A 21,335-nucleotide genomic window follows, 5' to 3' on the forward strand; every position below is an offset into this window, starting at 1 on the left:
GTGTCACCGTATCATTTTGTTGTATCTGTACGCCAGTTTCGCTGCACCCGTCCAGCCGCCGACGGCCTCGAGGATGCGGTCTTTCGCCTCTTCGGCGTGTGCTTCCTTCGGCTCGCGGTCCATCCGGAAGTATTCGGTACTCGCGTCGGCGACCGCCTGCGGGAGTGTCTCGAACAGCAGCTCCTTGTCCTCTTTCACGCGCTCGATCATCCAGTCGTACCGCTCGAGGTTCTGCATCACGAACGACTCCTCGAGCTCTTCGGGGTACGACCGCAGGGCGGCGGCGTCCGTGCGGTCGCGGGCGGCCGCGCTCGCGATCGCCTTCGCCGCCAGATAGCCGCTCTCGACGGCCATGTTCGTTCCTTCGAGGTGGACGCCGTTGTTCAACACCAGTCCGGCCGTGTCGCCCACCAGCACCGCCCCGTCGTGGACAAGGTCCGGGACGGCCTCGGGGCCGCCCTCGGGGATCGTTTTGGCGGTGTACTCGACAGTGCGGGCGTTCCGGAGCAGTGGTGCGACCGCCGGGTGGGACTTGAACGCGTTCAGCGTCTGCTCGGGTTTGGGCTGGGCGCCACGGGCGTCCGAGAGGCGGTAGGCGAGCCCGACGCTTACGGTGTCGTCGTTGGTGTAGATGAAGCCGCCGCCGAACGCGTCGCCGACGGCGCCCTCACCGAAGTAGTGGTAGGAGACACCGGCGTCGTCGTACAGCCGGAAGCGGTCCTCGATGACGTTCTCGCCCTCGGGGAACTCCAGCACTTCCTTGACGCCGACCGCCACGTTCTCTGCGCGTTCGACCGATCGGAGGTCGCCCGCCTCGCTCACCAGGGAGTTGCCCCCCTCCGCGAGCACGACGTACGGCGCTTTGATCCGCCCGTCCGGGCGGTCCGTCTCGACGCCGACGACCTGTCCGTTCTCTTTGATGAGATCCGTGACGGTGGTCTGGGTGACGAGCGTGGCCCCTTCTTCGACGGCCTGCTCGGCGAACCAGCGGTCGAACTCCCCGCGAAGCACGGTGTAGGAGTCGTTGTGTGGCGGCTCGTGCCACTGACCGGGGCGCAGAGAGACGGCAGTTTCGTCGCGCTCGGAGAGCATACTGAACCGCCGCTCTGCGACGTAGCGCTCCAGGGGCGCATCCGAGAGGTCGACCATCTCGCGCACGGTCGGCGTGTACATCACGCCCCCGAAGACGTTCTTCGCGCCCGGGAACCGACCGCGCTCGATCATCAGCACGTCCAGGTCTTCCTGTGCGAGCTTCGTCGCCGCCGCACAGCCGGCCAGCCCGGCGCCGACGACGATCACGTCGAACGCGTCGTCGTAGTTCGGGTTCTCGATCGGTTCGGCCCTGTCGCTCATTGGGCCACCTCCGTGAGTTCCGCTCCGGATTCGATCGCTTCGACCAGCTCCGGCACGATCTCGAAGATGTCGCCGACGATGCCGTAGTCGGCGTGCTCGAAGATCGCTGCGTTCGGGTCGTCGTTGATCGCGACCACGACGCCACTGTCTTTCATCCCTTCGAGGTGCTGGATCGCCCCCGAAATGCCGAGGGCGACGTACAGCTCCGGACGGACGGTCTTGCCGGTCTGACCGACCTGCCGGGACGCTTCGACCCATCCCTCGTCGACGGCCTTGCGGCTCGCGGCGAGTTCGGCGTCCAGCGCCTCCGCGAGTTCGACGGCGGGTCCGACGTCGCCCTCGATTCCGCCGCCGACGGCGACGATGCGGTCGGCGTCGGTGATGTCGGCGGTGTCTCCGATCTCGCGTTCGAGCACTTCCGAGATGGTGTCGTCTTCTCCCACGACGACCTCGACGTGTTCGATCTCGCCGTCGCGGTCGGGATCGGGCTCGGCAGCCTCGAAGACGCCGGCACGCACCGTCGCCATCTGCGGGCGGTGGTCCTCACAGACGATCGTCGCGAGCACGTTGCCGCCGAAGGCCGGACGCTTCGCGAGCAGCAGGCCGTCCTCTTCGACGTCGAGAACCGTGACGTCGGCGGTGAGGCCGGCCCACGTCGGTACGGCGACCCGACCGGCGAAGTCGCGACCGGTGTGGGTGCCGCCGATCAGCACGATCGAGGGGTTTTTCTCCTCAACCATGTGCCGGAACTGGGTGCCGTACGGGTCCGCCCGATACGGCTCGAAGACGGGATCGTCGGCGACGAGTGCCAGATCCGCCCCTCGCTGGATCGCCTCCTCGGCGACGTCGTCGACGTCTTCACCGATCACCACTGCAACCAGCTTCTGATCGATCTTGTCGGCGAGTTTGCGTCCCTCCGCGAGCAACTCCCAGGAGACGTTCATCACGTCGCCAGCGTGCTCCTCGATGAAGACCCACACGTCCTCGGCATCGGCGACCCGCTGTTCTTCCTCGGTCAGTTCCTGCTCGGCTTCGTCGCTCATGAGAACACCTCCGTTTCGGCGAGCGCCTCAAAGAGTTCCTCGGCCGTCTCGAATTTCTGTTCTTTCCGGTCGACCGGCGAGACGGTGTCCATGCCGCCGACCTGGGTCGGCGAGGCGTCGAGCCCAACCTCGTCGGGATCGATGCCGAGATCCTCGGCGGTAATCTCCATTGGCTCGAACTCGTTTTCGGCGTAGATCTTGCGGTGGAGCCCCGCGGGGCGGGGCACGTTTTCGCCGAAGGCGAACGCGACGACGACCGGGAGGTCGGCGGCGACGCGTTCGTGGCCGCCTTCGACGTCGCGGACGGCGACGAGACGGTTCTCCTCGGGACGGGGTTCCAGGTCTTCGACGTAGGTCAGTTGCGCCCAGTCGTTGTGGGCGGCGATCCCCGGCGGAACCTGGCCGGTCGAGGAGTCGGTGGTTTCCTCGCCGCAGACGACGACGTCGGCGTCGAAGTACTTGACCGCCTCCGCCAGCGTGTAGCTGGTCGGCCAGGTGTCGCTACCCGCGAACGCCCGATCGGTTATCAGGGCGGCGTCGTCACAGCCCATCGCGACGGCCTCCTCGAGTACGGCGGCGGCGTTGGGCGGGCCCATGGTGATTGCGATCACCTTACCGCCGACCTCGTCGCGCAGCGCGAGTGCCGCCTCGAGCGCGTTTCGATCCGGGGAGTTCAACACGGCAGGGGCGTTTGCCCTGTCGAGTCGACCCGTGTCCGGATCGATCGTTACCTCGTCGGAGTCGGGAACCTGTTTGACTCCCACTACGATTGTCCAACCATCACTCATTTATTACACCTCATATTGTGTCGGCTTCCGGACCGACATCGCGTGTTAGAACTTCGGCTATCTCGACGAATAAAAGGGGAACGTGTTTCTCACAGTCTGGGAATTTCTTCTCTCCCGAGTGAATTGGCGGGACGTTATTTAAGCAGTAGCGGCGCGGGTCGCCGTTTTCTCTCGGATTCTTTAAGTAATATTCGCCGGAGATGAGGTGTCGTACGGGGCAGGTTTGTGATGTCGACTCGCCCTTCGGTTCGGTCCAGTCTGTAGTTCGTCTTTCGCAGGAAAACGGGCCGAGAGGGATTTGAACCGGAACCAGACGTGCTCGCTCCCGCCGGTCGCTGTGCGCGACTGGTAGGATTCAAATCCCTCTGTATGCGTTTTCACTGCTCACTTCGTTCGCAGGAAAACGGGCCGAGAGGGATTTGAACCCCCGACCGTCTGGTTAAAAGCCAGACGCTCTGCCGGGCTGAGCTATCGGCCCTCGATGGAATTCTGACGTCCGGCCACTTAAGCGTTCCACTCCGGGATGGCGATTCAATCGAGGGACCGACGGTCGATCCTAGCTGTACCGCTCTTCGGCCCACGGATCCGCTGTCCGGGAGTATCCCCGCTTCTCCCAGTAGCCCCGCTCGGGTTCAGTCAGAAACTCGACCCCGGTTACCCACTTTGCCCCTTTATATGCGTACTTGTGTGGCGTCACGACCCGCAGGGGGCCACCGTGGTCGTCCGATAACTTCTCCCCGTCGAGTTCGGACGCGAACAGCACTTCGGGCCGCATGCACGTCGCCAACGGGAGATCCGTCGTGTAGCCGTCCAGTGCGTGGAACATGACGTGCACCGCATCGTCGTCGACGCCGGCACGCTCGGCGATTTCCGCGAAGGGCACGCCCGTAAACTCCCGGTCGAAGGTGCTCCACCCGGTGACACAGTGGAAGTCCTGTCGCTGGGTTTCCGACGGCAGTGACCGGAACTCTTCGAGATCGAAAGACAGTCCGGTGTCGACGGCCCCCCACACTTCGAACCTCCAGCTATTCGGATTCCAGTCGGGCGTTTCTCCCTTCGAAAGGACGGGGAACTTCTCTGTCTTCCGCTGTCCCGGCGGAAGCCGTTGTTCCCCGAACTCCCGGTAGAGGTCGGTATGATCGACGACCATGAAGGCACCACGACTTCCAGAACCGTATGAATGTCGGGTCGCGCCGAATCCCGAGCCACAGCCGAACGGGTGAGTCGCGGGAACGCGTGTCGCGAAGCTGGCAGCAACTTTATATACACCCTCCGTCAAACCCCGGTTGTTCAGATGCCCAAGGTCGAAATTACGATCCCGGAACACCTCGAGATGCAGATCGCCCAGCTCGTCGAACAGGGCGAGTTCGTCAACCGCGAAGAAGCGATCGAGGAGCTGTTGTCCACCGGGATGAAAGCGTACAAAACGAGCGGCCCGATGGACGACGAGGAACCGGGGTTCGAAGACGACGGAATGATGGGACACGAGGACGAGTACGTCTTCTAGTCGACACCGCGTTTTCTCCCGCGAGGCACCCTTGCGGCGAACTGCTCGTCCTTTCAGCGTGTGCCATCGGCTCCCGAGCAATATTTAAACGGAGAACGCGCCTACAACGGGGTATGCACAAAGACGAATTGCTCGAGCTCCACGAGCAGATGGTCACTATCATGGAGTACTTCCGCGAGAAGGAGCACGTCGATCCGGAGCTGTTCGAACCGTACGAGGAGCTCGACGTCGATCCGTCCCACGTCCACAAATCCAAAAGCGAGCACAAACACGCGGTGTTCGTGCTCGGCAACGCCCTCGCGTCGGCGATGGCCAAAGACGAGTTCTCGACAGCTGGCCGGGTCGGAAAGCGAATGAAGGAACTCGCCGAGGACGCGGAAAACAAGCTGTAGGTTCTTTCGCAACGCCTTTGCGTCGAGCCCGCGGTCTGTCGGTATGGGCCTCCCCGAGGAGCGGATCGACCGGTTGCACGCTCTCGCCCGCGAGGCCGCCGGAAACGGAGAGTTCGACCGCTCCAGGGAGTACGTCAGACTCGCCCGTCGGATCGCCCAGCGGCACCGCTGTGGAGTCCCCCGGGAGTTCAAACGGTTCACCTGCGATCGCTGTGACGTGTACCTCCTGCCGGGACGCAACGCCCGGGTGCGGCTGCAGTCGGGGCACGTGGTGATCACGTGTGATTGCGGCGAGATCGCCAGATATCCCTACGAGTGACCGGCGACTCCGTCCGGCCGGGCAGAACCCGCGGCCGTCGAAGGGAAAACACCTTACGCCGGACGAACCCATCGGGTGACATGATCACTGTCGTCGGCGGGGGTATCGCCGGGCTGGCGGCCGCCCACCGGCTCCAGGAACACGGCTTCGACGTCACGGTGTACGAAGCTACCGCTGACGTCGGCGGTCTCGCGGCGCTGTACGACACCGCCGGGGACCCGATCGAACGCTACTACCACCACCTTTCGAAGTCGGAGGAGACGATCGTCGAACTCGCCGAGGAACTCGGGATCGACGAGCGGCTGGAGTGGATCGTCGGCAAGAACGCCTACTACGTCGACGGCGTCGTCCACCCGCTCGACACTGCAGCCCAGATCGCCGCCTATCCCCACCTGAGCCTCTATGACAAGTTTCGGCTCGGGATGCTCACGCTGGGCGTCGACGTGCGCGGCGGCCGTCCGCGGTTCGACACCTACGACGATCTCTCCGCGTTCGAAGACGTGCCCGTTCGGGAGTTCGTCGAAGAACACACCACTCGCGGCGTGTACGAGCGGTTCTTCGACCCGCTTTTGGACGCGAAGTTCGGCGACAGGAAGGCGGACGTCAGCGCGGCCTGGCTGCTCGGCCGGATCAGATTCCGCGGCGAACGCGACCTCAGACGGGGGGAGATCCTCGGCTACTTCGACGGCTCCTTCGGCGTCCTGATCGACGCGCTCGTAGACTCCGTCGGACGCGATCACATTACCACGAACGCCCGGGTGGTCGACGTCGGATTTACGACTGACACAGAGGAGTCTGCGGATCGACGCGTCGAAACCGTCACTGTCGAGACGGAATCCGGGAAGGAAACCCACGACACCGACGGCGTCGTCGTGGCGGCGATGCCGAACGTGCTCGAATCACTGACTGGCTATGAATGCGACATCGACTTCCAGGGCGCAGTGTGTGCGGTCGTGACGATGGATCGGACGCTCATGGACACCTACTGGCTGAACATCGCGGACGAGGCGCCGTTCGGCGCCCTCATCGAACACACGAACTTCGTCCCGCCGGACCGTTACGGCGGCCAACACCTCCTGTATGTCGCGAGCTACGTCCAGTCCAGTGACGACTGGCGGTGGCAGGCCGACGACGACACACTCGAGGAACGCTGGCTCGACGGGATCGAAGAACTGTTCCCGTCGTTCTCCCGCGAACACGTCGAGTCGGTCCGGCTCTCCCGGAACCCGCGGGCTGCGCCCGTCTACGAACGAGGATACCTCGAGACGGTGATCCCGTACGACCTGCGCGAGTCGGTCGGCGATGGGATGTACTACGCCGGGATGGCTTCTCGGGCGCAGTACCCCGAACGGTCGCTCAACGGCGGGGTGGTGGCCGGCTTCGAGTGTGCAGACCGTATCGCGGACGGCGAGTGACCGCGTCGACGGCCCGGGGACGCGACCGGGTTGTTCCGATGTTTCGCCGGTGGCCGCCGATTTATTAGTCCCCTCGACATCCGTGCAGGTATGACCGACGTTTCCGACAGGGGGACCCGACGGGTATCGGACCGGACGATCGCTATCCTCGCCCACGAGAAGTTTCCCGACCGTGCGAAGACGGCGATCGGCGTTATGCGCTACGGCAACTACGACGTCGCCGCCGTAATCGACCGCGAGGAAGCCGGCTCCAGCGTTGGCGATCACGTGCGGGACCTCGATGACGCTCCGATCGTCGGCTCGTTCGAGGAGGCTCTCGAGGTCGAATCGGATCTCGACACGCTGTTGATCGGAATCGCGCCGATCGGCGGAGGGTTCGAGGAGTCGTGGCGACCGGACGTCACGGCGGCGATCGACGCGGGCTGTGACGTCATCTCCGGGCTCCACTACTTCCTCTCGGAGGACGAGGAGTTCGCCGCGCTGGCCGATCAGGAGGGCGTCGAACTGTGGGACGTCCGAAATCCCCACGAGGATCTCACGGTGAGTGAGGGTGTCGCAGCCGACGTCGACGCCGACGTCGTCCTCACCGTCGGTACCGACTGTTCGGTCGGCAAGATGACCGTCTCGCTGGAGCTGCTGGCGGCCGCCCGAGATCGGGGGATCGACGCCGGGTTCGTCCCGACGGGACAGACCGGGATCATGATCGCCGGCTGGGGGAATCCGGTCGACCGGGTGATAAGCGACTTCACCGCCGGTTCAGTCGAAGAGATGATCCTCGAACTCGGTGACGAACACGACGTGCTGTTCGTCGAGGGGCAAGGGAGCATCGTCCACCCCGCCTACTCGGCTGTCACGTGTGGCATCCTCCACGGAGCGATGGCCGACGCGCTCGTGTTGTGTCACGCTTCCGGACGGGAAGCGATTCACGGCTACGAGGAGTTTTCGCTTCCGCCGCTTCCCGAGTACGTCGACCTCTACGAGTCGCTGGCGAAACCGGTTCACGAGTCACCCGTCGTGGCGGGCGCGCTCAACACCAGGGAAATCGACGGCGACGACGACGCCCGGGAAGCGGTCGCGGAGTACTCCCGGACGATCGGCGTCCCGGCAACCGATCCGGTTCGATTCGACGCGGAAGACGTTCTCGACGCGGTGCTCGAGGGGGTGGACCGATGACGCTTTCGGCGGAGTTCGAACGGGTTTCCCTCGAACTCGACGACGCGTTCACGATCTCACGGGGAACGACGACCGAAACCGAAAACGTCGTCGTCCGGATCACGGACGAGGGCGGGATGACCGGGATCGGCGGGGCTGCCCCCTCGCCTCACTACGGGGAAACTGCAGACACCGTGGGTGCCGTCCTTCCGGAACTGCTCGACGTCGTCGAGGAGGTCGACGACCCCCATGCGATCCACGAGGTCGAGCGCCGACTCACCGAGGTCGTTCGCGACAACCCTGCAGCCAGGTGTGCGGTGTCGATTGCGCTGCACGACCTGGCAGCAAAGCGACTCGGCGTTCCACTGTACCGGCTGTGGGGGCTCGACCCGACCGACGCGCCGACGAGTTCCTACACGATCGGACTCGACACGGTGGACCGAGTCGGAGAGAAGACGGAACGGGCCGTCGAGTCCGGCTACGACGTGCTCAAACTGAAGCTGGGCACCGACCACGATCGGGAACTCGTCGAGGCGGTTCGGGAGGCCGCCCCGGACGCCCGGCTCCGGATCGACGCCAACGAGGCGTGGACGCCCCGCGAGACGGTGGCGAAAAGCCGGTGGCTCGAAGAGTACGACGTCGAGTTCATCGAACAGCCGGTGCCGGCTGAAGACCCCGAGGGGCTGCGGTTCGCCTACGAGCGCTCGGTGCTGCCGATCGCCGCCGACGAGTCGTGTGTCACGGTTTCGGACATACCGGAAATCGCCGACCGGGCCGACATCGCGAACCTCAAGCTGATGAAATGCGGCGGACTTGCGGAAGCGAGGAGAATGATCGCGACAGCACGAGCCCACGGGCTCGAGGTGATGCTCGGCTGCATGGTGGAGTCGAACGCCTCGATCGCGGCCGGCTGTCACCTCGCACCGTTGCTCGATTACGCCGACCTCGACGGATCGCTTCTCCTCGCCGAGGACCCGTACGCGGGGATCGACCTCACGGACGGAGAGATCCGGCTTGCGGAAACCGATCGAGCAGGTACGGGAGTCCGACGGGTCGACTGACGGGCGAGAGCGGAGGCCACGCCCGTCCGTTCCTGCCGCTACCCTTGTGCCGCAGCCGCGTCGGTGACGCGACCGACGAACAGCACGGCGTCGGTCGGTCGGTCGCGAATACAAAACAGGAACGGACGATCGATCGTCAAATCGAATGACTCGGCCGGGGCGCTCTCGACCATGGACACGGCAGTTGCAGCCGCGGCCTCGGTGCCCTCCTCGTCGACGCTGACGAAGGCGTCGTGGTACACCTCGTCGATCCCCGGCCCACCTTCTCCGTCGACCATGTTCGAGAAGTCGGCGCCGGGGCCGAACGCGGACTCCATGCCGAGGTCCGAGAGGGCCTCGCGCAGTTCGGCGTCGAACTCGTATTCGAACCGCGGCATCCGGAGGTCGCCGGCGGCGTCGGTGAGTTCCTCGAACACACCGAAGAGGTTCTCGCCCGCCAGGTCGGACTCGACCGCCTCGAACTCGCCCTCGTCGGGAACGACGAGGACCATCGACACCTCGCCGCCGACGTAGGGGAGTTCGATGGCCTGGGCGCGCGGCAAATCGGCGTAGTCCGTGCGGAGGTTCTGTGCCATCATCGGCACTGTCGTCTCCGTGCCGTCGAGCGCGATAAACGGTGCCTCCTGAGTGTCGTCGGGGTCGAACTCCTGCTCCCAGCTCGCCATGAAGTAAATGGCGTTGGTGAGCACGAGGACCGTCTGGGGAGTAATCCCGTTTTCGGGGATCAAGTCCTCGATCCGGTCGTCGGTCTCGTCGGCGACCCAGTCGTTGATCCGCTCGCGCTCGAGTTCGGGTTGCGCGGTGAAATTCGCCTCGTTGAAGCCGCCACCGTAGTACTCGTCGACGAGGTCCAGGTACTCCTCGTCGAACGGGTAGCCCTCCTCGCCCCACAACGCGTTTGCGACCGACAGGGTGAATGCGTCCACCTCATCCGTTTCATCGTCGTCGTCCGGCATGGGATCCGCTGTCGTCTCGCGCTCGTCGAGCGCGGACTGCAGATCCGAAAACGCCGGGTGGGTCGCATCCTCCAGCGTGAATCGGAGCGCTTCTCGCATCGCCGTCTCGGCGTCGCCGGCCGACCCTGCGTACGTCATCGCGAGCGCCATCGAGATACTGTACGGCGAGTAGAACACGTTGTCGGCGTCCTCGTCGGCGACGAACTGCTCGTGGAGGTTCATCGCAAACTCCGCGTTGCCGGCGACGAGTTCGCGGATCCGCTCGTCGGCCGCCCCGGGGTCGCCCTCGGGAAGCGATTTCTGTTCCTCCCCGTCGCCACCTGGTGTGTCGGCCGGCTGGTCTGTGGGCGTCTCTGTGTTCTCGTCGCCTCCCGATCGCCCCTCGTCGTCGACACAGCCCGCGAGGATCGCGGCCGCCAGCATTCCGGAGGTCGCAAGCACGGCGCGTCGATTCATGGCCGTCACTACGGCAGGTCCATGTAAGTGTCTTCCAGAGGCACAAATGTCAGTTTGTGCTATCCTGTTCCAACTGGATCGGTTCGTGCGGAATCCCCGAGAGACAGAGATCCGCCAGGGAGACGGGCGGTATTCCCCCATCTCACAGCCAGTCTGCAAACGACTCCGAGGCTGCGGCGCGGTCGAGATATCTCCGTTTCGTCCCCCGAATCGCTTCCGGGAGTGTCTCCCCGCCGCGAACCCGAGACAGCACTCGGTCTCGTTGCCAGGAACTCGGCGTGGTTCCCAACCGCACACGGGCTTCGATCGGGTCGAGCAGCCAGTCGACGGTCGTCCCGTCGGTCCCCGAGGCTGCGAGGCCGCGACGGGCGTATTCGAGCAGCTCCTGACGGATGTGCCGCCGGTTTTCAGTGTACGTCCCGTCGGCGGCGACCCACGACAGCTCCGCCTCGGGACCGTCGTCGACGGCGGCGTAGAACGCGTCTCTCGCGTCACTCCAGGGGAGTTCCCCCAGCGGGTGATCCTCGATGACGAGTCCCCGCAACAGTCCGACCACGAGCGCCTGGAATGCGACGGTGTCCCGGACCGTCGGCTGGGTCGGCAGCGGGCGGTATTCGAGCCTGAGCGACGCCGTGTCGTTCCCGGGATCGGTCGGCTCTCCGTCTGCGCCGGTCGGGACGTCCCCGCCGACGACGCCACGGACCCACCGCCAGTACGTCCCGCGCTTGTGACGGTATTCGGGGATCCGGTCGGCGTATGGAACCGACTGTTCGGCTGTCGCGGCGCTGGCTGCCGGGAGGTCGTCGTACAGATGGGGGGCGTACGTGACGTCGGCGACCACCCTGGCGGGGAGGCGATCGAGACGTTCCAGGTCGTTTGGCACCCGCACTTTCCGTTTCTCGCCAGCGAGCCCGGCGTTGATCGCGTCTTCGAAGACGGGTATCCGGTGTTCGTGAGGTGCAGCCGCTAGGAGGCGTTCGACCGCCGAGGAGTCCTCGAGCGGCCGGTAGCAGTCGGCCGGTAGGAACGGGGAGTTCGTTGCAAGCGAGAGCACCGGCCCGAGCGTCCGAATCGCGAGGTCGTGATACCGGGGGAACGACGACGCGTTTGGCACCTGGAGGTGCGGCTGTATCGACGCCGTCAGCGACTCGATCAGAATCGACGGAACGGTCAGGTCGACACCCGGGACCGACAGTTCGATCTCGCCGTCGGCCCGGTTCCGGACCTCGTTGTCCAGGGCGTAGTATCGGGCGTCGGCGTGCATGTTCTGTGAGAGGAAGACGCCGTCGTGTTCGATCCCCGACGAGAGATACGGACGAGTACCCTCGGCCGGCGGGACGGTCCACATCGAGTCCAGTGCGAGTCGACGGTCGTCGGGAAGCAGTTCCCGGGCGGTCGACACCAGCTCCCGGAGGCGTCGGGCCTGTCGACGCATTCCCGGCCCATCGAGCACGTCCGGCTCGGTGTTTAGCTCCAGGTTGTGGACGCCCAGCTCCGGGTTCGTGCCGTCGGCGCCGAAAAGCTCCGTCGGAACTCGAGTGAGCGTTCCGTCAGAAGTTGTCACGTACGCCTCGAGTTCGAGGCCGACCGAGAAGTCCGCGTTGTCGAGCCGCCCGGCGGCCAGATCGGCGGCGACGGCGTCGGCCTGAGTTTCGACCCGGTCGTCGAACTCTCGCCGGGTTTCCGGTGCGAGGGATTCGTGGACGGCTGCGGCGTACTCGTCGGGCGTCATCGAACTGGAATGGGGTTACTCTCTGGCGACGCGAACGCCTCTCAGTTCTCCTCGTCGTCCTTCAGGTCTGCGAGTTCGGACTCGACCTCGGAGTCGTCGAGTTCGGCCTCGAGATCGTTTTCGGCGAGTTCGGACTCGATCCCCTCGATCTCGGCGTCGACGTCGACGTCCGACGGCTCCTCCGGCTCCGCCGCCGTCTCTTTGCCCATCTCGGTTTTGATGGTTTCCAGCTCCGCGTCGACCTCGCTGTCCGTCGAGAGCGACTCGAGCTCCCGGTCGATGGCGTCTTTGTCCGACAGAGCGTCGTCGAACGCGCCCGTCTCCTGGAGTTCGTCCATCGCGGCCGCCCGGGCCTCCATCTCGTCGGTTCGCTCTTCTGCGCGTTCGATCGCCCGGCCGACGTCTTCCATCTCGTCGCCCACGCCGCTCATCGCCGAGGAGACCCGCGAGGAGGCCTCGGCGGCCTCGTAGCGCGCCTTCATGGTCTCTTTTTTCGTCCGGAACTCCTCGATGCGGTTCTGTAGCTCGTTTTTCTTCTCGACGAGGTTCTCCTGTGTTCCCTCGAGCTCGGCGATCTGTCCCTCCAGGTCCTCGATCTGTTGCATCTTGGATTTCTTCTTCTCGAGGGCCTTGCGGGCGAGGTCGTCCCTGTCCTGTTCGACGGCCTGTCGCGCCTGCTGGTTGTGCTTCTCGACGTTCTCCTCGAGCCGGCGCTTCTGGATCTCGAGGCGCTTTTTCTGGGTGGTGAGATCCGCGATCCCCTGTTTCACCTGCTGGAGTTCGTCGCGCATCTGCTCGTAGGAGTAGTCGAGAGTTTCCGTCGGATCCTCGGCCCGATTCAGGAGGGCGTTGATCTTCGACCGGACCACGTACGACATACGCGAGAGGATTCCCATAGCCCACAGTTGGCTCTGTAGGTCTTAAAACCCAGCAGGTCGGAGAGAACGGTCGGACCGGCCCGGCTCAGTCGGCGAACAGTTCGTCGACCGCGTCCTGGGCCGCTCTGGCCGCCTCGTCGACGACGGCCTCGGGGTCCGGGTCGGCGTCGTCGGGAACGTTCAGGTAGACGTCCACCTCCAGAACGCCGTCCTCGAACGTGACCGTCACGTCGAGATCGACGACCTCCGACTGTCGGTAGTTCTCGAAGACGACCTCCTCGGCGGCTTCCGCCGCGGTTTCGACGACTTCCGCGTCGGTCGGGCCACCGCCATCGGCTGCGGTGTTTGCGTCCGAGAGATCGTCCGAACCGTTCGCGTCTTCGGACATCGGTTTACGCGCCGCCGGCGCCGGGACCGCCCGGTCCGCCCATACCGCCGGCCGGACCGCCGCCCGCGCCGCCCTGCAGGAGCTGCTGGAGTTCTTCCTGCAGGCTCTCGAACTGCTGCTGGACGCGCTCTTCCTGTTTGTTCAGCTGCTCGACGCGAACTTCGAGGCTGTCGACCTTCTCTTCGAGATCGTCGGAGGCCGACTCGTAGTCGGTCTCGACCAGGATCTCGCCGACTTCGCGGTACATTCCGGCGTCCTCGTCGACGTCCTCGAGCGCGTCGAGTGCGGTCTGTGCATCGTTGAGGGCCGTTTCGGCCTGTCCTTTCTGCTGTGCGACCTTCTGTGCGGTCTCTTGAAGGTCCTGTAGCTCTTCGAGTTTCTCCTGCGCCTCCGGCGGCAGATTACCCTGCATGGACGGAGCGAAGCGGCCCGCACTGAAAAAGCCCCGTTTTTGTTTCCGTCAGAGGGGAAGCGCGACCGCGATCCCCTCGGCGATCGCCACAAGCGCTCCGACGTAGACGGCGGTTCCAGCCAGCGAGACGACCGAAAACCCCGCAGCCGACTGCCGGGACGCGGCCGCGGGAATCGTCATCGATCCGCGCGCGACCGGGAGGGTGTTCGAGACCGCGACGGCGGGCAGCCCCCACCGGTCGAACCAGCGCTCGGCACGCCGGAGGTGGCTTTCCTTCAGTCCCGTTCCCGAAAGCGTGTCGTACTCCATTCCGGCGTACCTGACGAGCCCGAAAAGCAGGAGCTGTCCGGCGGTTGCCCCCAGTATCGCGGCGGCCGCCACAGGCAGCAGCTCGAAGAGACTCGTACCGAGGACGAGCACGGACGCGACGAGAATCGCTCGCGTCGGGATCAACTTCCCCACCAGCGCTCCTTCCAGTGCGAAAACGAGAAACAGCACTCCCAGCCCGTAGCGGACGACGAACGCTGTGGTGAGTTCGGCTGCGAGTGTGAACACGTTCGGCTTTGGCTGCGAGCGTATATGGGCCTTCTGTCGAATCGTGCAGGAGACTGCCTGACACGGGTAGATCTGGCAATCAGGGGTTTTCAACGGCCGTCCATCTTCGACTGGTCGAGTCCCGGATGCCGTCCCGAAACGTGAAGCCAGTCCCGCAGGAAGCCGAGCAGGAACGGAACGCCGACGATCACGACGCCGACGGCGACGGCGTCGGTTCCGAGAATCGGCGACAGTGCGGCCGCCAGAAACGCCATCTGGGCGCCGGCGAGCAGTCGCGCGGGCGTCCTCTCGGGGAGTTCGTACACGGGCAGGCCACGGAGCCGCCGCAGGCGGACGCCGCCGACAAACGCGTAGCGGGCGAACCCGACAGAGAGGTACCACGCCGGAATTGCGCCGCCGAACACGCCGACGACGGTCGCGACCAGGATTCCGAGCGCGTCATACTCCGTGTCCAGTTGTGCTCCAAGCGCCGTAATCCGTCCGCGATGTCGAGCGAGTGCGCCGTCCCCCGCGTCCAGCAACGCGGCTACGCCGTAGCACACTGCTGGGAACCACCCGACCGTCGAGAGCCACCCCCCTCCGAACGCGAGGAACCCGGCAGTCCACGCGATCAGAATGCCCCGAAGAAGTGTAAGGAGGTTCGCCGCACCCAGATTCGGTGAAAGTCCCTCGGCGTCCGGACGGTGGTTCGCGGGGAGGCGGACGACGACCAGTCGGTACTCGACTGCGAGGACGACAAGCGCGATCGCGGCCCAGCCGAGCCAGGTGGCGCCGAACCCACTCCTGACCGCCCCGAGAGCGCCCACGCCTCCGGTCGCGATTCCCGCCGTCAGAAACCAGGCCGCGGTATGCTGTCGAAGCCTGGCGTGCGCGCTCTCGGCTGCGACGCGCGTCGGCGTGTTCACGGTCGTGAAACGGTTTGGTCCGACTTGAGTATGCGGTCGTCTGTGTTTGGGGGAAGTTCACACACGTTTCGAGCGCGCCTCGCGAACGTTTGCACCGTCCCGTACCTTGTCTTCACAGGAGGGACACACGCGGACGTCGTCGTAATGCGGCGGCGCAAACACTCGGACGTATCGCTCCGTGACGAACGAACCACAGTTCCTGCATTCCGGCATCGCAGTCGGCACTACGGAACCATCTGACGTATTATTTTGGGTGGTCTCGGCCGAAAATCACGATCTCGACCACCGAAACAATGGGAACTCTCGACAGGTTGTTAGCTGTTGTATCCGGCCTCCCAGGCCGACAGACACCCCGGAGCCGCAACCGCTTTGAGGTCGGCCCCACGTGGTTGGCCCATGCAGACGGTCGTCCTCGCCGCCGGGAAGGGAACGCGGATGCGTCCGCTGACCGAGAGCCGCCCGAAACCGATGCTTCCGGTCGCCGGATCGCCGCTCGTGGAACACACCGTCGACGCCGCAGTCGAGGCAGGTGCGAGTCGGCTCGTGATCGTCGTCGGCTATCGCGGCGATCTGATACGGGACCAGTTCGGCGACAGCTACCGCGGTGTGCCGATCGCGTACGCCGAGCAGCCGACCCAGCGTGGGACCGCCGACGCAGTCGCGCAGGCGGCATCCTCGCTCGACGAGGAGCCGTTCGTCGTGCTCAACGGAGACAGCCTTTACGACGTCGACTCGCTGTCTCGTCTGTACGGCGGCGGCCCTGCGGTCGCGAGCTACCGCGTCGAGGACCCCACGAGTTACGGCGTGTTGCTTCTCGACGGGGAGCAGGTGACGGGCGTCATCGAGAAGCCCGACGATCCGCCGTCGAACCTGATCAACGCCGGCGCGTACGTCTTCCCCGAGACAGCGCTAGGGTGGCTCGACGTGGGCGAGAGCAAACGAGGCGAGCTCGAACTCACGGATGTCCTCGAGCGGACCTGCGAGTCGACGGACGTTCGTTCAGTGACGGTGAGGCGCTGGCTCGACGTCGGCCGCCCGTGGGAGCTTCTCGAAGCCAACGAGTGGAAGCTCGAAGAGATCGACGACGTGCAACGCGGCGAGGTGAGTCCCGACGCCACGCTGTCGGGTCAGGTGTTCGTCGCCCGGGGTGCCGAAATCCGGGAGGGTGTGACCCTCGAAGGGCCGGTGTACGTCGGGCCGGACGCGACTGTCGGCCCGAACGCGTACGTCCGCGGTGCGACTGCCATCGGCGCCGGTGCCCACGTCGGCCACGCCGTCGAGATCAAAAACAGCGTCCTGATGTCGGGGGCGACCGCCGGCCACTTGACGTACGTCGGAGACAGCGTGATCGGCCGGGACGTCAACTTCGGCGCCGGAACGACGGTCGCCAACCTGCGTCACGACGGCGAGGACGTTCGCGTGACCGTCAAAGGGGACCGTATCTCGACCGGTCGACGGAAGTTCGGTGTCGTCTGCGGGGACGACGTCAAAACGGCGATCGACACCAGCATCAATGCCGGGGTGGTTCTCTCGGAAGGCGCAACGACGACACCCGGCGAGAACGTCCTCAAAGACCGGTGAGCGGTCGCAATCAGTCTTCGTCCGGCTCCAGTTTTCCGGCGAGCACTTTTGCGGCGGTCAACACCGGATCCCACACCGGACTGAACGGCGGCGCGTACGACAGATCTAGTTGCTCGAGCTCCGGAACCGTCAGTCCGGCGGACAGTGCAGTCGCCACGGTATCGATCCGCTTTGCTGCGCCTTCCTCGCCGACCATGCTCGCCCCGAGCACCCGGTTCGTCGTCGCGTCCGCGACCATCGTGACCTGCAACTCGGCGCCACCGGGGTAGTAGTGAGCCCGCGTGGGTGCCGATATCGTCACTGACACGGGATCGAACCCGCTGGATCGCGCCCGTTCGGGGTCGATCACGCCGGTGCGGGCCACTTCGAGGTCGAACGCTTTCAGCACGGCCGTGCCGGCGATCTTGCCCACGGCGGTTGCATCGCCAGCGAGCGTCGACCCGATTGCACGACCCGCCCGGTTCGCCGTCAACGCGAGGGGAACGTGGTCCGGCTCCCCGGTGACGACGTGGCGGGCCTCCGCACAGTCGCCAGCCGCGTACACGCCTTCGACGTTCGTCTTCCCGTGCTCGTCGGTCGCGATCGCACCCGTAGGGCCGGTCTCAATTCCTGCCTTCTCGGCGATCTCGACGTTCGGAACCACGCCGACGCCGACGAGCGCGAGATCCACCGGGAAGCGATCTTCCCCGGCCTCGACTGCACCGATCGCGTCGCCATTGCCGAACCCGTCGTCGGCGTCCCCGGCGTCGGTCTCTACTGCCGAGCGGGGCAGGAAGCCGTCGACGCCCGTATTGAGGTGGAGCCGGATTCCCTGTTCACGGAGGTGGTCCTCGACGACTTCCGCGGCGTCGCTACCGAACGGCTGGAGAACGTGTGGGAGCATCTCGAAGAGGTGTACCCCCAGCCCGTGGTGGGCGAACGCCTCTGCCATCTCGATGCCGACGTACCCCCCACCGACGATCGCGACAGCGTCGTGATCTGGCTCGTCGCCGGTCTCGAGGCCGAGGTACGTTCGGATTTCGCGTGCGGCGTCCATCTCGTGGAGGGTGAAGACGCCGTCGAGATCCATCCCCGAGAACGGCGGTTCCACCGCCCTAGCCCCTGTTGCGATGAGAAGCTCGCCGTAGGGCTGGACGAACGTTTCAGTGTCCTCGTTGCCCAGTGGTTCGACGGTGACGGTCCGGTCGTCGGGATCGATCTCGATGACCTCGTGGTTCGTCCGGAGGTCGATCCCACGCTCCGATCTGAACTTCTCCGGCGGAATCGACACCAGGTCGTCGAGCGACTCCACCTCGCCTTTTATATAATACGGCAGCCCGCAGGCTCCATACGACACCCAGTCCCCTTTCTCGAAGACGATCACCTCTCGGTCCGGCCGTTCCCGCTTGAGTTTGCTCGCGGCGCTCATCCCCGCAGCGTCGCCGCCGACGATGACGACCGGGTTTTCGTCGGCTGCTCCGGGTACCTCGGCTGTGGTGTCGTCCATACCAGAGGATTCGTCTCCCCGCCATAAAGTATTGTGGTGTATATACAATACAGGACGATCGGAGAGGGATTGACCCGAAGCGCAGTTCCTACGCCTTAGCGTTGCTGGTTGTGACCGTGTGGATCGACGGGTTCGCCGGGGTAGTCTTTCTCGCCGGCCTCGATCCGGACGTCGAGCCAGTTTTCCATCGGGATCAACGGACATTCGTATGCGGTGTTGTACGCGCAGGTGGGATTGTACGCGGCGTTGAAATCGAGGATCCAGCCGTCCTCCCTCTCGTGTGACTCCGGGTCGAGATCGAGGTATCGCCCCGCGCCGTACGTCTCGTCACCGTTCGTCTCGTCACGGAACGGCACCCACAGCCGATCCGATTCGGGGGGTCGATAGGCCTGTAGCGTGATCTCCGTGCCCTCCAGTTCGACGGAGAATTCGCCGTGTCTGTGGTACTGCTGTTCCCCATCTGCCGTCGTCTCGACGGTGATCAGTTCGGGATCGTCGTGTTCCTCGAGAGGAACGACGAACCGGTAGTTCTCGCGTATCGGGTAGTATGCTAACCCTGCGAATGTTTCCTCGGGAAGCGGCGACTGGGGATGCTCCCTGAAGTACCGTTCCCGCTGTCGGCGCTGTTCTTCGGTTTGCTCCTCCCAGTGCGCGTCCGTGTCGGCGGTCATCGGTCGTCTGGACCGGTATTGTTCTTGCAGTACAATAAATGGGGGGTTCAAGTAAAGACACGCAATGGTGAATCGCCTCGGGATCAAGTGGTTCGAGAATCGAAGATTCTCGTCATCATGAGAGAGCTTCGCTCTCTCGAACGACCCCGAGGCTTCCTGTTTCTACGACGCGCTTTGCAGACACCGAAGTGGTGTCCGTAGGGAGCGCAGTCTCCACAGGCGTGGATTCGGGCCATCCCAGCCCTAATTCAGAAAAGCCTCTCTTGAGAACATTCATCGCCGCGTTCGTATCACGGTCACACTCAAACCCACACGACGGGCACGAATGCTCACGTACCCAGATGGGCTTCGCTGTTTCCACACCACACGACGCACACTCCTTGGTTGTGCCCCGAGCCTCCACCTGCACGACGTGCGTGCCGTAGAGGTCGCCTTTGTATTCGAGGAGCGTGATGAATTGTCGCCACGCAGCATCCTGCTTGTTCCGAGTATTATGCGACTGTTCGAGCATCTCTTTCACGTCCAAGTCCTCGACGAATACAGCGTCGTACTCGCGGACGAGCCACGTCGTTATCTTGTGCTGGTAGTCCAGAACCTTCCGCTTGATGTGACGCTTGACCTTCGCCACTTCCCGGCGTTGTTTCTCGTGGTTGTTCGAGCCTTTCTCCTTTCGAGACAACTTCCGTTGCTCACGCCGAAGTCGTTCGTACTCGTCTTCGAGGTCAAGCCAATCCACGGTCTTGCCGTCCGAGGTGTGGATGTAGTTGAGGATGCCGAGGTCGATACCGACGCTGTTGCTCGCGTCCAGCGAGTCTACGTCGGTTTTCTCGGGCAGGTCAGCCGCATCAGTTTCGAGTCCGAAAGAGACGAACCATTCGCCGGTCGTCTCCTTTTTGAACGTGACTTCTTTGATGGTGGCGTGGTCTGGGATTGGGCGATGGTAACGGATTTTCACCCAGCCGATTTTGCTGAAGCGGACGTAAGCATACCTGTCGCGGCCCCTCTTTTCATCGAGGTCGAAACCAGACTGGGTGTACGTCACACTCCGGTACTCTGTGGGTGCTTGCCTCTTGAGCCGACCAACGTTGTACCCCTTCTCTTTCTTCTTTTTGAGGTTCGAGAGGTTCCGATGGAAGCGTGCGACGGTGGCTTGCGCGGCCTTCGAATGTAGTTCACCGAACACTGGCCACTTGCGCTTCCACTCGGGGAGTTTGTTGTTCTGGTCGTACTCACTCGGCTTATCGTCCTCTGGACTGTTCTCGTAGTCCCAGCGGACGTGGTTGTAGAGTTGGCGATGAACGTCGAGATGGTGTTCCAGTCGCTCCGCTACCTCTTGTGTCGGGTGGGCGTGGTAGCGGTGACTGTGTTCCATCGCTGTCTCTCGATTAGGAACTATTGACTTAATGGTTTGTATCACGAGTTGTCGGCTTCATCCCCGAGGTCAAGCCTCGGGGTATTCGCCTTGCCCGCTGATAAAAAACAACCATGTGAAGATGAAAGTCTATTACCATGTCTCCGGTACTGTACGTCGGTTGCCTTCCAGAACAGATCGGATCGATTTACTACCACATGAACGAGGACGGAGGACACAATCAGCGATGTACCGAGAGCAGTCAACAGACTGATGCGGGTTCCGAGTGTTGCGGTGACGACAGCCAGCCGACCGCCGACGCCACCGACGCCAGGGGACGTCACAACATCGACCCCGAAGGCGGTATCCACCTCTCCTTGCAGGTCCCCGATCGACCGACGCTTCACGACGTGCTTCGATCGCTCGTCCAGTCGGACGTTCCATTCGAGATCAACCGGATCAGCGACGCGGGGGCCCACTCCTCACTCGCGATCGTGGATCTGGACGAACTCACCGAAAAACAGCAAAAGGCGATCGAACTGGCGTTCGAACGCGGCTACTACGAGACGCCCCGGGAGACGGATCTCGAGGCGATAAGCGACGAACTCGACGTCTCGAAGTCCGCCGTCTCACAGCGCCTCCGCGCGAGCGAATCGAAGCTCATCCAGTCGGTGCTCGCAGAGCAGACCGACGCCGACGGGACCGACTCGTCGGACGTGGAGTGAGCCTGATACTGATTATTGTAGCGATTTACCGGGCGATCGGCCACTCGGTGGGCCGATCGTCCGGTTACGGCCGAGAATAATCAGTATGAGTCCGATTTTTCCGTCATAGTTCCTCGCGGACGAAGTCCCAGTCACAACGGATCGTTATGCCGAACATGGAGATAGACACCCCATAATAAAGGTCGGAACTTGTTCAGGCTTATCTAGTC

The 21,335-nt window shown here is 64.0% G+C and carries 22 protein-coding genes and 1 tRNA gene; 8 read left to right on the forward strand and 15 right to left on the reverse strand.

Features of this window, described 5'->3' with window-relative positions:
• Nucleotides 1–3: 3 nt before the first annotated feature.
• The 5 genes from RH858_RS00935 to RH858_RS00955 all read right to left on the reverse strand — a co-directional run bounded on the left by RH858_RS00935 (nt 4) and on the right by RH858_RS00955 (nt 4,334).
• The gene (locus RH858_RS00935) at nt 4–1,353 is read right to left on the reverse strand and encodes an FAD-dependent oxidoreductase (RefSeq protein WP_259533314.1); all 1,350 of its coding nucleotides are present in this window, start codon (nt 1,351–1,353) and stop codon (nt 4–6) included.
• Nucleotides 1,350–2,396, reverse strand: coding sequence for an electron transfer flavoprotein subunit alpha/FixB family protein (locus tag RH858_RS00940; protein WP_259533315.1), 1,047 nt, complete (start codon nt 2,394–2,396; stop codon nt 1,350–1,352). Before RH858_RS00940 ends, RH858_RS00935 begins: the two co-directional genes overlap by 4 nt.
• Entirely contained in the window at nt 2,393–3,184 is a 792-nt protein-coding gene (locus RH858_RS00945) for an electron transfer flavoprotein subunit beta/FixA family protein (RefSeq protein WP_259533316.1), read from the reverse strand. Before RH858_RS00945 ends, RH858_RS00940 begins: the two co-directional genes overlap by 4 nt.
• A gap of 404 nt (nt 3,185–3,588) precedes the next feature.
• Nucleotides 3,589–3,662, reverse strand: a tRNA-Lys gene (locus RH858_RS00950).
• A 78-nt stretch (nt 3,663–3,740) separates the two neighbouring features.
• Nucleotides 3,741–4,334 carry a sulfite oxidase-like oxidoreductase gene (locus RH858_RS00955; protein WP_259533317.1) on the reverse strand — a complete coding sequence of 198 codons (594 nt, stop codon included), beginning with the start codon at nt 4,332–4,334 and terminating at the stop codon, nt 3,741–3,743.
• Between the two features lie 144 nt (nt 4,335–4,478).
• Here RH858_RS00955 and RH858_RS00960 point away from each other — a divergent pair, with 144 nt between their 5' ends.
• The 6 genes from RH858_RS00960 to RH858_RS00985 all read left to right on the forward strand — a co-directional run bounded on the left by RH858_RS00960 (nt 4,479) and on the right by RH858_RS00985 (nt 9,030).
• Nucleotides 4,479–4,691, forward strand: coding sequence for a ribbon-helix-helix domain-containing protein (locus tag RH858_RS00960; RefSeq protein ID WP_119818280.1), 213 nt, complete (start codon nt 4,479–4,481; stop codon nt 4,689–4,691).
• Nucleotides 4,692–4,804: 113 nt separating this feature from the next.
• Complete coding sequence (locus RH858_RS00965) at nt 4,805–5,083, forward strand: UPF0058 family protein (RefSeq protein ID WP_259533318.1); 279 nt, start codon at nt 4,805–4,807, stop codon at nt 5,081–5,083.
• A 43-nt stretch (nt 5,084–5,126) separates the two neighbouring features.
• Nucleotides 5,127–5,402, forward strand: coding sequence for a ribonuclease P protein component 4 (locus tag RH858_RS00970; RefSeq protein ID WP_259533319.1), 276 nt, complete (start codon nt 5,127–5,129; stop codon nt 5,400–5,402).
• Between the two features lie 80 nt (nt 5,403–5,482).
• Complete coding sequence (locus RH858_RS00975) at nt 5,483–6,817, forward strand: NAD(P)/FAD-dependent oxidoreductase (protein ID WP_259533320.1); 1,335 nt, start codon at nt 5,483–5,485, stop codon at nt 6,815–6,817.
• 90 nt (nt 6,818–6,907) lie between these two features.
• Nucleotides 6,908–7,990, forward strand: coding sequence for a DUF1611 domain-containing protein (locus RH858_RS00980; protein ID WP_259533321.1), 1,083 nt, complete (start codon nt 6,908–6,910; stop codon nt 7,988–7,990).
• Nucleotides 7,987–9,030: a dipeptide epimerase gene (locus RH858_RS00985; RefSeq protein ID WP_259533322.1), complete on the forward strand. Its 1,044-nt coding sequence runs from the start codon at nt 7,987–7,989 to the stop codon at nt 9,028–9,030. Before RH858_RS00980 ends, RH858_RS00985 begins: the two co-directional genes overlap by 4 nt.
• A gap of 38 nt (nt 9,031–9,068) precedes the next feature.
• Here RH858_RS00985 and RH858_RS00990 read toward each other — a convergent pair whose 3' ends face one another.
• The 7 genes from RH858_RS00990 to RH858_RS01020 all read right to left on the reverse strand — a co-directional run bounded on the left by RH858_RS00990 (nt 9,069) and on the right by RH858_RS01020 (nt 15,312).
• Nucleotides 9,069–10,442 (reverse strand): serpin family protein, encoded by a 1,374-nt coding sequence (locus RH858_RS00990; RefSeq protein WP_259533323.1) that lies wholly within the window; start codon nt 10,440–10,442, stop codon nt 9,069–9,071.
• Nucleotides 10,443–10,584: 142 nt separating this feature from the next.
• Nucleotides 10,585–12,174 (reverse strand): hypothetical protein, encoded by a 1,590-nt coding sequence (locus tag RH858_RS00995; protein WP_310560964.1) that lies wholly within the window; start codon nt 12,172–12,174, stop codon nt 10,585–10,587.
• Between the two features lie 41 nt (nt 12,175–12,215).
• Entirely contained in the window at nt 12,216–13,070 is an 855-nt protein-coding gene (locus RH858_RS01000) for a PspA/IM30 family protein (protein ID WP_310560965.1), read from the reverse strand.
• A 67-nt stretch (nt 13,071–13,137) separates the two neighbouring features.
• Nucleotides 13,138–13,440 (reverse strand): DUF3194 domain-containing protein, encoded by a 303-nt coding sequence (locus RH858_RS01005; RefSeq protein ID WP_259533326.1) that lies wholly within the window; start codon nt 13,438–13,440, stop codon nt 13,138–13,140.
• Nucleotides 13,441–13,444: 4 nt separating this feature from the next.
• Nucleotides 13,445–13,840, reverse strand: a complete 396-nt coding sequence (locus RH858_RS01010) for a prefoldin subunit beta (protein ID WP_259536425.1) — start codon at nt 13,838–13,840, stop codon at nt 13,445–13,447.
• Nucleotides 13,841–13,900: 60 nt separating this feature from the next.
• Nucleotides 13,901–14,407, reverse strand: a complete 507-nt coding sequence (locus tag RH858_RS01015; RefSeq protein WP_259533327.1) for a VTT domain-containing protein — start codon at nt 14,405–14,407, stop codon at nt 13,901–13,903.
• Between the two features lie 89 nt (nt 14,408–14,496).
• A complete protein-coding gene (locus tag RH858_RS01020) occupies nt 14,497–15,312 on the reverse strand; it encodes a CDP-alcohol phosphatidyltransferase family protein (RefSeq protein WP_259533328.1) in 816 nt (271 codons plus the stop codon).
• 396 nt (nt 15,313–15,708) lie between these two features.
• Between RH858_RS01020 and glmU the strand changes: the two genes are divergently transcribed.
• Entirely contained in the window at nt 15,709–16,893 is a 1,185-nt protein-coding gene (glmU, locus tag RH858_RS01025; RefSeq protein WP_259533329.1) for a bifunctional sugar-1-phosphate nucleotidylyltransferase/acetyltransferase, read from the forward strand.
• A gap of 10 nt (nt 16,894–16,903) precedes the next feature.
• On the opposite strand, the gene RH858_RS01030 is transcribed toward glmU, so the two are convergent.
• The 3 genes from RH858_RS01030 to RH858_RS01040 all read right to left on the reverse strand — a co-directional run bounded on the left by RH858_RS01030 (nt 16,904) and on the right by RH858_RS01040 (nt 20,422).
• A complete protein-coding gene (locus RH858_RS01030; protein WP_310560966.1) occupies nt 16,904–18,379 on the reverse strand; it encodes an FAD-dependent oxidoreductase in 1,476 nt (491 codons plus the stop codon).
• Nucleotides 18,380–18,474: 95 nt separating this feature from the next.
• Nucleotides 18,475–19,050 carry a DUF1684 domain-containing protein gene (locus RH858_RS01035; protein WP_259533332.1) on the reverse strand — a complete coding sequence of 192 codons (576 nt, stop codon included), beginning with the start codon at nt 19,048–19,050 and terminating at the stop codon, nt 18,475–18,477.
• Nucleotides 19,051–19,165: 115 nt separating this feature from the next.
• Nucleotides 19,166–20,422, reverse strand: a complete 1,257-nt coding sequence (locus tag RH858_RS01040) for a transposase (RefSeq protein ID WP_259533333.1) — start codon at nt 20,420–20,422, stop codon at nt 19,166–19,168.
• A 137-nt stretch (nt 20,423–20,559) separates the two neighbouring features.
• Here RH858_RS01040 and RH858_RS01045 point away from each other — a divergent pair, with 137 nt between their 5' ends.
• Nucleotides 20,560–21,126, forward strand: a complete 567-nt coding sequence (locus tag RH858_RS01045) for a helix-turn-helix domain-containing protein (RefSeq protein WP_259533334.1) — start codon at nt 20,560–20,562, stop codon at nt 21,124–21,126.
• Nucleotides 21,127–21,335: the final 209 nt, after the last annotated feature.

It is taken from the genome of Halalkaliarchaeum sp. AArc-GB, from assembly GCF_031432225.1.
Taxonomy (GTDB): domain Archaea; phylum Halobacteriota; class Halobacteria; order Halobacteriales; family Haloferacaceae; genus Halalkaliarchaeum.